The 12,313-nt window shown below is 72.5% G+C and carries 11 protein-coding genes; 5 read left to right on the forward strand and 6 right to left on the reverse strand.

All coding sequences use genetic code 11. The annotated features are described in order from the left end of the window. The first annotated feature begins 139 nt into the window (after nt 1-139). Entirely contained in the window at nt 140-1,447 is a 1,308-nt protein-coding gene (locus tag ACWC94_RS28870; protein WP_450800157.1) for a hypothetical protein, read from the forward strand. A gap of 25 nt (nt 1,448-1,472) precedes the next feature. Here ACWC94_RS28870 and ACWC94_RS28875 read toward each other — a convergent pair whose 3' ends face one another. Beyond that, on the reverse strand, nt 1,473-2,444 hold the full coding sequence (locus ACWC94_RS28875; RefSeq protein ID WP_450800109.1) for an alpha/beta hydrolase: 972 nt from the start codon (nt 2,442-2,444) through the stop codon (nt 1,473-1,475). A 461-nt stretch (nt 2,445-2,905) separates the two neighbouring features. Then, nucleotides 2,906-3,502, reverse strand: coding sequence for a CGNR zinc finger domain-containing protein (locus tag ACWC94_RS28880; protein ID WP_450800110.1), 597 nt, complete (start codon nt 3,500-3,502; stop codon nt 2,906-2,908). A 56-nt stretch (nt 3,503-3,558) separates the two neighbouring features. Between ACWC94_RS28880 and ACWC94_RS28885 the strand changes: the two genes are divergently transcribed. Together ACWC94_RS28885 and ACWC94_RS28890 are read left to right on the forward strand one after the other, a co-directional pair. After that, nucleotides 3,559-4,803 carry an MFS transporter gene (locus ACWC94_RS28885; protein WP_450800158.1) on the forward strand — a complete coding sequence of 415 codons (1,245 nt, stop codon included), beginning with the start codon at nt 3,559-3,561 and terminating at the stop codon, nt 4,801-4,803. Between the two features lie 51 nt (nt 4,804-4,854). After that, nucleotides 4,855-5,811: a hypothetical protein gene (locus ACWC94_RS28890; protein WP_450800111.1), complete on the forward strand. Its 957-nt coding sequence runs from the start codon at nt 4,855-4,857 to the stop codon at nt 5,809-5,811. A gap of 207 nt (nt 5,812-6,018) precedes the next feature. Here the strand turns inward: ACWC94_RS28890 and ACWC94_RS28895 are convergent, their stop codons facing one another. Beyond that, nucleotides 6,019-6,705 carry a hypothetical protein gene (locus ACWC94_RS28895; protein WP_450800112.1) on the reverse strand — a complete coding sequence of 229 codons (687 nt, stop codon included), beginning with the start codon at nt 6,703-6,705 and terminating at the stop codon, nt 6,019-6,021. 823 nt (nt 6,706-7,528) lie between these two features. On the opposite strand from ACWC94_RS28895, the gene ACWC94_RS28900 reads away from it, so the two are divergent. After that, nucleotides 7,529-8,062: an N-acetyltransferase family protein gene (locus ACWC94_RS28900; RefSeq protein WP_450800113.1), complete on the forward strand. Its 534-nt coding sequence runs from the start codon at nt 7,529-7,531 to the stop codon at nt 8,060-8,062. A 97-nt stretch (nt 8,063-8,159) separates the two neighbouring features. On the opposite strand, the gene ACWC94_RS28905 is transcribed toward ACWC94_RS28900, so the two are convergent. Then, complete coding sequence (locus ACWC94_RS28905; protein WP_450800114.1) at nt 8,160-8,558, reverse strand: ACT domain-containing protein; 399 nt, start codon at nt 8,556-8,558, stop codon at nt 8,160-8,162. A gap of 299 nt (nt 8,559-8,857) precedes the next feature. Beyond that, the gene (locus ACWC94_RS28910; RefSeq protein WP_450800115.1) at nt 8,858-10,015 is read right to left on the reverse strand and encodes an erythromycin esterase family protein; all 1,158 of its coding nucleotides are present in this window, start codon (nt 10,013-10,015) and stop codon (nt 8,858-8,860) included. 102 nt (nt 10,016-10,117) lie between these two features. On the opposite strand from ACWC94_RS28910, the gene ACWC94_RS28915 reads away from it, so the two are divergent. Beyond that, the gene (locus ACWC94_RS28915) at nt 10,118-10,840 is read left to right on the forward strand and encodes a TioE family transcriptional regulator (RefSeq protein ID WP_450800116.1); all 723 of its coding nucleotides are present in this window, start codon (nt 10,118-10,120) and stop codon (nt 10,838-10,840) included. A gap of 544 nt (nt 10,841-11,384) precedes the next feature. Here the strand turns inward: ACWC94_RS28915 and ACWC94_RS28920 are convergent. Beyond that, the gene (locus ACWC94_RS28920) at nt 11,385-12,308 is read right to left on the reverse strand and encodes an SDR family oxidoreductase (protein ID WP_450800159.1); all 924 of its coding nucleotides are present in this window, start codon (nt 12,306-12,308) and stop codon (nt 11,385-11,387) included. Nucleotides 12,309-12,313 lie beyond the last annotated feature (5 nt).

A 12,313-nucleotide genomic window follows, 5' to 3' on the forward strand; every position in this document is an offset into this window, starting at 1 on the left:
CCGTGGTCACACCGAGGCCGGTACCGGGGAGCGAGAGCCTGGTCGCCGTGACCGCCGTGAGGGGCGCGGACCGGGCGTTGTCAGTGCCGGGTCGTAGGGTGCGGAGCACGGCGCGTTTCCGGAGGCGATGGGGGTCATGATGCGCAGGCCGGTCGAGGGAGAAGTCCACGTCCACTACGGTCAGCTCTACGTCGAGAGCGATCCGGACAGTCACGGCCCGGGTCTCGCCGAGGCGTTCGCCGGCCAGTCCTCCGGGCTGTGCGGCGCGGCGATCCCCGGAACCCTGTGGCTGACGACCGGACTGCACACGGGCGACGTCGGCTTCACCGTCGAAGTGCACGACCACGCACCGCCGTTGGACCCGAGCTGGGAGGACGTCGTGGAGGTGTCCTTCCGCCCCGCCTCGGACAGCACCGAGCTCGTGCTGTGGGGCGGCGAGGGCTCCTGGGACCTGGGCCTGGACGAGACCGACTACCGGGTCCGCTACTGCGCCCACGGCATGGACGCGGCACAGCACGAGGAGACCCGCCTGGACGGCGAGCCGCCACTCGACCGCTACCTCCTGCAGTTCTGGCCCGCCCCGCCCACCCCGGACACTCTCGTGAAGCAGACCTCGGGCATGGCGGCGTACTGGCACGACTACGCCCGCACCCTGCCACCCCCGCCCACCCCGGCCGAACGCGCCGAGGCCGAACGCCAGGCCCGCCTCGCGCGGGAAAAGGCGGAAAGAGAACACAAACTGGCCTACGAACGCTGGGAGTGGGGCGGGCGGTCACCGAGCCGGGAACTGAGCGACGTCGCCGGCAACGTGCGCGGCCTGCTCGCCTTCGACGCGGCGCTCGTGCACACCATCGACGCCGCCGGCCCTGCCGCACAGCGCGCGGTGGCCCTGCTGGCCGCGCGCCGTGCGTGCGAGGCGGCGGCTCTCGCGGAGCTGGACTGGATCGCCGCCGGACTCACCGCCGTCACCGAGGGTCGCCCGCTGCCGCCGCCGCTCGACGACGAGGCCCAGGTGTGGCGGGCCCTCGACACCGACCCACGGGTCCCGGACAGGACCGTCGGCCGGGCCGTGCCACCCGAGCGTCCGCCCTTCGACGCGCCGTGCGTCGGGGACGAGGTGTCCTCGCCGGTTGCCGTGGCTGATCCGACCGCGCTGATCGTGGGGCCCGCGGCCGACTGGACACCGGCGCCGGAGCCGCCCGAGCCGCCGACGGCCCCGCCCGCCGAAGCGGCGAAGTACACCGTACGCGTCACCATGGGCGAGCCGGACCCCTCCCTGCGCTTCTCCCAGCCGCACATGGCCATACCCGCGCTCCTCGCCGCCGCCGGACCCGACCCGCTCCGGGCGGCTCTCGACGCGGTGTACGCGGCCGTCGTCACGTATGGCGAGGACTTCCCGGCCCTGCTGCGGGACGTGTGGTCGCTGTGCGACGGCAACCGCCCGTAGCGTGGACCGCGCCGCCGGACAGACCTCAGGTGGTGTGCAGAGCCGACCGCAGGGTGCGGACGGCCAGGTCGATCGCGGCCTCGGCCGCGTGGGTCTCCCGCAGGGCGTTGAGCATCACGAAGTCGTGGATGATGCCCTGGAAGCGCACGGCGGTGACCGGGACGCCGGCCTTCCGGAGCTTGTTGGCGTAGGCCTCGCCCTCGTCGCGCAGGACGTCGGCCTCGGCGGTGACGACCAGCGCCGGCGGCAGTCCGGCCAGCTGTTCGGTGGTGGCGCGCAGTGGGGAGGCGGTGATCTGCGCGCGCTCGGCCTCGTCGGTCGTGTACTGGTCCCAGAACCACTGCATGCCGTCGCGGCGCAGGTAGGAGCCGGTGGCGAACTGGTGGTAGGAGGACGTGTCGAAGTTCGCGTCCGTCACCGGGTAGAACAGCACCTGCTGCACCAGCGCGGGTCCGCCCCGCTCCTTGGCCATCAAGGTGAGCGCGGCGGTCATGTTCCCGCCCACGGAGTCGCCGGCCACGGCCAGCCGCGAGCCCTCCAGGTTCTTGGTGGCGCCCTGCTCCACGACCCACCGCGCGACGGCGTAGTTCTGCTCGATGGCGACCGGGTAGCGGGCCTCGGGGGAGAGGTCGTATTCCGGGAACACCACCGCGGCGTCCGCGCCGACGGCGAGTTCACGCACCAGGCGGTCATGCGTGTGGGCGTTGCCGAACACCCAGCCCGCGCCGTGGATGTAAAGGATCACGGGGAGGGTCCCGTCCGCTCCCGGGGGCTTGACGATCCGTGCCTGGACGCTGCCCGTCGGGCCGCCGGACACGGTGATCCACTCCTCGTCGACGACGGGCTTGTCGATGGCGCCGGACTGCACCTCGTCGAGCGCCGTACGGCCTTCCGCGGGCGGCAGCTCGAAGAGGTAGGGCGGGTTGGCGGTCGCCTCGGCGAACTCGGCTGCCGCGGGTTCCAGGACCGGCTGGACCGGCGCTACGGCATCGGACATCGAATCTCCTCGCAAACACGGGCACTGGAAGATCGGCCGCACCGCCGGTGTAACCACCTTGTCCGGTTTCGCCCCGTTCCGCATGCGGTGAGCCCGGCGGCCGTGGACCGGTGCGCTCGGTGCCAGGCCGCCCTGACGGTGCCGGCATGACCACTGCCATGCGCCGATGCCGCTCCACCACGAGACTCCTCGGCTGATCCCGCGGCGGTCCACGCGTTGTTCCGTCGTACGCGGGGGCAGGGCCGTGCGACCGGGGCGGCCTGCGCCGTGCTCGACGTGGCTGTCGCGACCGGGCGGACCCGGTGGTGGGCGACGGCGGGGACCTGGACGCGCCGTCGCTCCGGGTCCTGGGGCAGCCCGGTTTCCAGCGTGACCACGCTTCCACGGACGGCCGCGGCTCGATGGCGTGGCTCACCCGCGCGCTTTCCGTGAGGAACCGGCCCGCGCGGCCGGCCCTCCGGTCACCCGGGGGAGGGCGCGGAGCGGGCCCGCCGGTGGGCCGCGACCCGCTCGCGGGTCGCGCAGCGCCGGGAGCAGTAGCGGCGTTCGGGGCCCGGCCCCTGGGTGACGAAGACGTTCCGGCAGGCGCCGGACGCGCAGGTCCTGCCGGGCGGGAGCTGGCGGTCCCACACGAGAACGGTCAGGGCCAGGCAGGACGAGGCGAGGAACCACTCGTCCCAGGGGGCGTCGTCGTCATGGTCGAGGTGGGGATGCCAGGGCGTGCCGCCCCCGTGGGAGGTCAGACGGAGGGGACCGGTGTGTCCGCGCAGCAGACGGTTGAGGGTGACGGCCGCGTCGTCGGCGTGCTCGGCGGCGAAGACCTCCCGCAGCCGGTCGGCGGCGTCCCGCATCCGCTCGACCTCACGGGCCGTCAGGTCGACGGGGCCCCTCTCGCCGTACGCGCGCAGCACCTCCGCCACGTCGCCGGGATCGGGGCGGTCCCCGGCGAGGGCGTTGACGAGGGCGGCGGTGCGGCGCGCCATGGTCAGGACGGAGTGCCGGGTGGACCAGTCACCGTCGGCGACGTTGCGGGAGGACACCAGCGCAATGTAACGCATATTGCGAGGTTTTGAGTTACCTCCGTAACGTCGTCCGAGTGAAACGGCGTTACGCGATGGCCTCCTACTGCGTGGGGGCAGGGGTGGCCCGAACCGGGGACGAGATGTCGGGACCGGCTCTGATGCTGGCGGGATTCGCCGTCGCCGGGTCGGTCTCCGAGGCGTCGGCACTGCTCGCGGGCATCACGGTCGCGGCGGCAGCAGGGGGCCCGGTGCTCGGGGCGGCACTCGACCGGCAGCAGCGGCCGGGACGGCTGCTCGCCGTGGCGCTCACTCTGTACGCGGCCGGGCTCGTGGCGATCCTCGTGGGGCTCGGCCGGCTTCCGTTCACGGTCACCGTCGTGATCGCCGTACTGACCGGATCGCTGGGCCCCGCGCTGTCGGGCGGCTGGACGGGCCAGCTGCCGCGCGTGGCGGCGGGTGACCGGCTGCCACGCGCCAACGCCCTCGACGCCATGACCTTCGGCATGGCGAGCCTGGCCGGTCCGGGTCTTGCCGGTGGCGTGGCCGAGGCCCTGGGGGCGTCGACGGCCGTCGTGGTCTCGGCGGCACTCATCGGCTCGGCGGCGCCCGCCGCGTGGACCCTGCCGGGGCGTCCGGCGCGGGTGCGGGAAGGGGAGCGGGGCCCGCTGGCCGGCGACCTGGCCGCCGGAATGCGGGTGATCGTCAAGAAGCGCCGGCTGGCACGGGCGACCCTGGTCTCGGTCCTGTGCTGCGTGGCCCAGGGCATGCTGACGGCCTGCGTCCCGCTGCTGGGCAAACGTGTTCTCGGCGGAGCGGGCCGAGGCGCGCTGCTGCTGTCCTGCGCGGCCGTCTCGGCTCTGGCGGCCAACGCCGTACTGGCCCGGTTCCCCCGGGCGATGGCCCCCGACTCGATCGTCTGGGCCGGCGCCCTGGTCCAGGCCGGCGCGCTCGCCCTGGCGGCAACGGCCCGCCCCGCCGCGCTCGTCCCGGCCCTGCTGCTGGCCGGGATCGGCGAAGGACCGCAGCTCACCGCCTTGTTCGCGGTACGCCACCGGGAGGCTCCGGACCGTCTGCGCAGCCAGATCTTCACCACCGGTGCCAGCCTGAAGACCACCGGGTTCGCATCGGGCGCGGCGATCGCCGGCCCGCTCGCGGCCTGGTCCCTCCCCGGCACCCTGGCAATGGCGGCGGGCGTGGCGGCCGCGGCGGCGCTGGTGTTCCGGGCCGTGCCGCCGGGCGCCGCCGGATCGCGGTCACCCGCCTCCTGTCCGGCACCCGGAATACCGGCAACACGACCGTCGCCCGGACAGATGTCGGATGATACGTGTAAACCATAACGATCTCGGCCCAGCCCTTGTATCCTCACCGATTCGCCCTAGCCTCCGGCCATGGCATTTCTTTCAAGTCGCCGCAGAAGGGCCCGCCTCGCTCCGGAGCTCGACGACCAGGAGCTGGGCAAGCTGCTGAAGTCTCTCGTGGCGACCACCAGGACCGGCACCTTCGGGACCACCGAGCTGTGTGTGGCGCAGATGTCCCGGCTCCTGGAGCAGGACCCGGGGGACTGGGACCGCCGGGCGCACCGCATGGACGTCCTGGCGGGCTACCTCGCCGGATCCCATCTGCCCCGGTCCTGGGTCACGCGGGAGCCGCACAACGCGAACGCGCTCGTCCTGCACGCCTGGACCCAGGTGGCGCAGGCCCGCGCCCAGGGGCGCCTGGAAGACCCCGCCGGCACCGTCGATGCCTGTCTGCGGGCTGCCGAACTCACTCCGGACGACCCCACGCCCTGGGTGGCTCTGCTCGCGGTGGCACGTCTGGAGCGCCGGGAGCAGTCCCAGGTCTTCGGGGTGTGGAACGAGGTGCTCGCACGCGATCGCTGGAACCGCGAGGCCTATCTGAGCATGCTGGCCTATCTCAGCCCACAGGAGGCGGGGTCGCGTATCCAGGTACTGGAGTTCGTGGACAGCCTGGGCGCCCGCATGCCCGCCAACGCGCCGTGCGTCGCGACCGAACTCACCGCCCAGGTCCTCCAGTACCACTCCATTCTCGACCGCGGCGGGTTCGAGGCACTGGTCGCGCGCAACCACTGGTCCCAGGCGATGGCCGCGCAGGCCCTCGACCGCGTGGCACACACATGGGGCCAGCCCGGGTTCCTCCGCCACGCCAAGGCGCTGGCCGACCTCAACCTCCTCGCGTACGCGCTGATGGCCGCGGACCGGCGCGCCGAGGCGCGCTCCCTCTTCGAGGCGATCGGCGGCGTTGTCACCGTATGGCCCTGGCAGACCACGGGCGACCCCGTGAACGAGTTCGACCAGACGCGGCAGCGGGCCGGCGCCGGCCAGTGAGTCACAGGCAGCGGCGACCATATGCGGCGCTGCGCCGGTTCAACCGGCTCGAGGCGGGGCGCGAGGAGTACGGCCGTGCCGGGCCGGCCCCGTCCCGCGACTCGGCGACACCCTCCGGTGCCGACCGGAACCCGTCCCGAGCGGGCTGAGGGCCGAGGCACCCCGACGGCGCTCAGGTACGGTCAGGACGGGGCGGGGGGAACACGGTCACTCGGCAGCGTCGGGCTGGGGCTCCTCCGCGTTCGCCGCCGTCGGCTCGGAACCGGCGGGAAGGGTGTAGAAGACGGACGAGCCCTGCTTGGTGCGCTGGGCGCTGTTGCGGGCCACGAGGTTCTCCAGAGTGGTGCGGATGACCTTGGTCTGGATCGCCCGTCCGGGATGTGCCTTCTCGAGTGCCTCGGTGACCTCCGCGGCGGAGCGCGGCTCCTGCTGGTCCGCCAGATGACGGCGGACGAGCTCGACGAGCGTGGGCTGAGCCGTCTGAGCGGCGGCCGCCTTCTTCGCCGCGGGCTTGGACGCCACGGGCTTGGTCACCGCAGGCTTCTTGGCGGACCGCTTCTTGGGCTCGGGCTGTTCCTTCCCGGACGCGGACTGCTCCGCCGTCGCCTTCTTCGGCGTCCGGCGTGTGCCGGACGTGGCGGTGGTCTGCTGCCGCGGACCGGGCACCACGGCGCCGTCGGTGGTGGTGGGTGCGCCCACCGAGGTCACGCCGAGCGCCTGCTGCATGCTCGTCAGGATGGTGTGATCATGCTGCAGGGCCGTCAACTGTTCCTGCAGCGCCACGATTTCGGCGGAGATGCGCTCCTGTTCCTTGACGTTGCGCTCGAGGTCGTTGGTCACCTGGCTGACGTACTGCGAGGTCAACTCGGTGACGGGGGTGGTGGGCTCAGGCATCTGACGCTCCGACGGTGTGAGTGGGGTGCGCTCCTTTGCCTCCGGTCGCGGCAAGCGGGGAGCGGGAGTTGTACTGCGGGTTCCCCGGCAGAGCGGGGAGGTTACCTGCGGGGGGTGTCCCGACACATGGATGATACGGGTGGGCCAACCTGTTTCTACTGAGTGAATCCTGTGCGTTGCGCGAGGTGTGCCATTCCTCCCCGAGGATGCTGAAGGCCGGCGGGTCCCGCCAGCCGTCGCGCAGCAACAGAGTGTGGCGCAGACGCCCTTCGTGTGGGATACGGAGTTCGGTCAGGACGTGGGGAGAGACCGGGCTCGGCGGGTCACGGGTCAGGCGTCGCGGGTCCGTGCAGCCGCAACTCAGCGAATCCGCGGGCGAGAACGGGCTGCTGTGCGTCCGGGGGACGGCACACCGTGGTGTGCCTGTCCGGCGGACCGCGGCAGTCGAGGTACCGGGGCGGCTCGGGCGGCTGTCCGTGCACCGGAAGCTGATCGGGCCGGAGCTGCGCGGTACCGGGCCCGCCGTGCCACAGGACCTGGAGCGGAGGGACCTCCTCGCGCACAGCGCCGGAGTCGATCCGGGCGTGCGGTACCTCGCGGCGCTGGAGGCGATCGGAGCGGGCGCGGCCACGACTGAGCGCTTCCGTGCCACCGCACCCTTCTCCCAGGGCCGTTGGGACGATGGTGCTCCGGGCGGATCCGGATCGTCTCGGGCGGTGAGACCGGGAGGCCACCCGGATCCGTCCGGACGTGCTCCGCGGCAGCAGGGTCGCCGGATGCTCGTCCGCGGGCTCGGCTCGGACGGCCGACCTGGTCGTCGGTTGTGTCCGAGCGGGTGTCGCTGGTTACGCTGCCCGGTGTGAATCCCGTGATCGATGTTCTGGCGTCTCCTGATGTCGACCGCTTGGAGTTCCTCTGGAGGCAGTTGCTCGACCATCACAGCCGCAAGGCGGGACATCTGGCGGGTCTGGGGGCTCTTCGCTCCCCCGCGGACTCATGGCGGCTGCGGCGCGGGCAGTACCTCAGGTGGATGCGGGAGCCGCTCACCAGGGTGCTGGTCGCGCGGGACGTGGATCGTCCGCTCGGTTACGCGGTCGTGCGCGTCGTCGACGGTGCCGGCTCGTGGCAGTGGGGAGACCAGGCCGGCGTGCTGGAGACCCTCGTGGTCGATGACGAGGCTCGTGGCGCCGGCGTGGGGCAGGCACTCCTCGGCGCGGCGCGCGAGCATCTTGCCCAGTGCGGCATCCAGGTCATGAAGATCTCGGTCATCGCGGGCAACGAGGACGCCGTGCGCTTCTACCAGCGAGAAGGCGCCGTCGACTTCGTGCAGACGTTGATCATGCCCGTGGTGAAGTGACGAGTGTTGTCAGCGGTCCGGGTCCGCACCTCTGAGTGCCGCCATGCGGTCCGAACCGTCGATGCGTGCCGGGTCGGCGAGGCGGGGGCGCAGCGGCTCAGGCAGAGGTGTGGGACAGCTGCTGGAGGACCTCCACGGCCCGCTCGGCGTCGTCGTAGGGCACGAAGAGGTGGTCGTGGTGGAAACCGGCGACCACATTGCAGCTCAGGCCCGCGTCGGCGAGGGCACGGGAGACGGCCGCGGTCAGTCCCACCGCGGCCAGGGCGGAGTGCACCCGCAGGGTGATCCATCCGGCCACGTAGTCGTACGCCATCCCCGCCGCGTCCGCCTCCGCCTGCGGAACGACGAGGGTCAGGCCCTCCTGTTCGGCGACCGTCACCACAGGGGTGACACCGGAAGGGACACCCCCCTCGGCCATGGTGAAGACATAGTGGCCCGGATTCAGCTCCGGACGCATGCCTCTGAGCAGTGTCTGCAGATCATTCTCGCCGGTCACGGGCCCAGCCTACGGGGCGACCGGCCGCACGCCGGGCAGGCGAGCCGTCACGGTCACGGCGTCGCGGCTCGCCGCGGGTACGGCGGGCGCCGTCCGGGTGGTCGCGGGGACGCCCGGCAGTGCCGTGGTGCGCGGACGGTCAGGAACGCGGCAGCGGGCGTGTCGGACGGGAGGACCGGTCAGCGCGCAGCGCGCCGGGCCGTTCACGCGGCATGCGCCTTTCGGCGGGAATGTGTGCATGAGCATCGTCATGCCGCATGTGCGGCCCGGCGGCGTGGGCTTCGGGCCCTCCTGCCCCGTCAGGGGTGTGCGGGTCTGCCGGCGGTCGTGCCGTCGCTGATGTGCAGGACCGCGTCCACCGCGCCCAGCGTCGCCCGGTCGAGGGGGAAGTAGCCCTGCCTCGGGTGTGTGTCCGTCCGGGTGCGGGCGGACGGGTCCGCGGTGGCCGGTTCCAGGGCCCAGGTGGTGATACGGCTCTGGAGGCGGCCCTCGTGGGTGTCCGGAGCGGGGTCCTGGAGCCCCAGCGTCTCACTGCGGCCCAGGCTGCCGGCGACGCAGACGTACCGCTCGCCCAGCAGAGCGGCCACGATGGCACCGGCACCGGACCACTGCGCGCCCGGGCCCCCCGGGCGCCAGGCACACGCGTTGCGCTGCAGGTGGAAGTTGTGCGTGAAGACCAGCGTCGCGCCCCGTCCCTCCTCGACGGCCCGTATGTCCAGGAGGTTCTGTGCCATGAGGGCGTCGCGGGCGGCGAGCAGGCAGGGTTCCCGGGAACCCGGTTCGAGGGGCTGTGCCGACTGCTTGTGGTAGCGCAGCAGGCCCAGGCCGGCCGTGAGATGTGTTCTGGCCCTGACCCAGTCCTCGCGGGACGTGGCCGCGATCAGTTCCGGGGCGCGTCCGTGGAGCGCGAGGTGCATGTCGTCCGCGATCGACCGCAGTCGCTCCGCGTCGGCCGTGGCGCCGGGTGACATGGCGTGGTCCAGGACCGCCTCCGGCCGGCTCCACCGTGTGTCGTCGCCGGTGAGTGCCGCGAGGTCGAGGTCGAGTCCCAGGTAGTCGCGGGCGTGTTCCAGAAAGGTCCGGGGGCTGGCTGCGCTGAAGTTCTCCAGCGGCGCGTCGAAGCCGTGGAAGGCCAGGCGTTCTTCCGGCGGCCGGTTCCGGTTGTGGTCGCGCATCCAGCTGACCAGCCGCCTGTTGGGATCCTGGTCCCCGAGGCCGTGGGAGAAGCCTTCACGCATGACCGCGTCGAGGTTTCCGGTTCCCTCCTGGACGTAGTCGTTCACGGCGAGGGCCGCCACGCGATCGGTTTCGAGGGCGATCGACCGGAAGCCACGGTCGGCCAGCTGGGCGAACAGTGCGTTGCGGACCCGTCCGAACGCCGGTTCCTGGTGTGTGGGCTCACCGAGCGCCAAGAGGTCGCATGCCGGGGTCACGAAGTCTCGGATGTCCTGACTCATGGACCTCAATCGTATCTTTGAAAGAACGGTTGAGGCTTTGGGAACCCGTTGCGCTCGGATCGCGCTGCCTCGCAGGGGAGAGCTGGGGTAAAGTCTCAACCGGTGATCACCTTGCGACCGACCGATCTCGCGCGCGAACACGGCATCTCGACCCAGGCCGTGCGCAACTACGAGCGGCACGGGTTCATCCCGCCCGCCGAGCGCACGCCCAGCGGCTACCGGATCTACACCGAGGTGCACGCGGCAGCCCTGCGCGCCTACCTCTCGCTGGTCCCGGCGTACGGGTACGCCGCCGCCGGCCAGATCATGAACGCCGTCCACCGGGACGAACGTGACGACGCCCTGACGGTCATCGACCGCGGCCACGCTCAGCTGCTCCGTGACCGGGACACCCTCGAAGCCGTGCGCGCAGCGGTGAACCACCTGACAGCAAGGTCCCCGGCTGCCCCGGACTCCGCAGCGGGTCCCGTCACCCGCACCGTGGGTGAACTCGCGCACCAACTCGACGTCACCCCGGCGACCTTGCGCAACTGGGAAAGCGCCGGCATCCTCACGCCCACCCGGGACCCGGCGACCGGATACCGCGTCTTCCACGCCGACGACATCCGTGACGCCGAGCTGGCACACCTCCTGCGGCGCGGGGGTCATCTCCTCGACCACATCGCCACCGTGGTCCAGCAGATCCGTACGGCCGGTGGCACGGAAGCGCTGGCCGCCTCCCTGGACACCTGGCAACGAAAACTCACCGCCCAGGGCCTCGCCATGCTGCACGCCGCCACACGTCTCAGCGCCTACCTGGCCCACCTCGACAGCGGGAACGGGTAACTCCACCCTTGCCCACCACGCTCCCGGCTCCGCCCGTCGCATCGCGTCTACAGCCCCGCGGCCACCCTGCACCAGGCGTTCCCCCTCGGCCCGACGGACACCGGGCCGAGGGGGGTTCCTGCCGGGGGTTCCTGCCCGGGGGGAAGGCCCGGCAGCCGTCGCAGAGCTCGGGGGGCGGGGCGATCGGCGTCTACGGCCGCGGCGCCGAGCCGGGCGATGGGCGATCGCCCCGGTCCGGACGCGGAGCCGCAGCCTTCCAGGGGGCGGCTCCCGCAGTCTGTTCGTAGAGCCGTCACCTTCTGCCGTGGCGGCCTCCCGCCTTCTGTCGTGGAGCCGCCGCCTCCTGCCGTGGCGTGCCCGTACCTCAGTCGGGGCGTGCCCGTCCTCGCTCGGGGCGTGCCCGTACCCCGGTTATCTCGGTCGGGGCGTGCCCGTCCTCAGTCGTGGTGCGCTCCCTCCTCAGCCGTGACGCCTCGTCGTCCCGCCCCGGCGACGGACCGGCCGAGGGTGTCCGCATCTCCTGGGCTGTCAGCCGAAGGCCCTCTCAGGCGCCGGCGGCAGGGGCCTCGAAGTAGTGCCCCTTGCCGAGGTCTTCGAGGAGGACCGGCTGCGCCGGCTCCCAGTCCAGCAGCTCGCGGGTCAGGGTGCTCGACATCGGGGCGTCGAGGCCGAGGAAGCCTGCCAGCCAGGTGAAGTGTCCGGCCGCGGCCTCGGGGGGCACGGAGGTCACCGGTACGTCGAGGTGCCGGCCGATCACCTCGGCGACGGCACGGATCGTGACGCCTTCCTCCGCGGCACCGTGCAACACCGATCCGGCCGGGGCCCGTTCGACCGCCAGGCGGAAGAGACGCGCGGCGTCGAGACGGTGCACGGCCGGCCAGCGGTTCGCACCGTCGCCGATGTAGGCGGAGACGCCCTTTTCGCGGGCAAGGGCGACCAGCATGGCCATGAAACCGTTGTCCCCCTCGCCGTGACAGGTCGGCGAGAGCCGCACCACGGACGAGCGGATGCCACGCGAGGCGAACCCGAGCACCTCCTGCGCGGTGACGGCCCGGATCGAGACCGGCGAGCCGTCGAACGTGGGCATGTCCCGCTCGGTCGCCACTCGTCCGGGGGCGAGGCCGGCCACGCCGGAGGCGAGGACGAAGGGCCGGCCAGTCCCGGCGAGCGCTTCGCCGAAGGTGTCGACGGCGCGGCGGTCCGCCTCGGCGGCGCCCTGGAAGTCGCCGCTGAAGGCGATGTCGTGCTTGAAGGCGAGGTGGATCACCCCGTCCGACGCGGCGGCCGCGTCCCGCAGGACGTCGAGGTCGTCGACGGTGCCGCGGACGACCTCGACGCCCGCCGCGCCGAGCGCGGCGGCGGAGGCGTCGGACCGGGCGAGCGCGGCGACCTGGTGCCCCGCCTCGACGAGTTCGGGTACGACGGCGGATCCGATCCAGCCGGAAGCGCCGGTGACGAAGATGCGCATGGGAG

This window comes from Streptomyces sp. NPDC001135 (assembly GCF_053598395.1).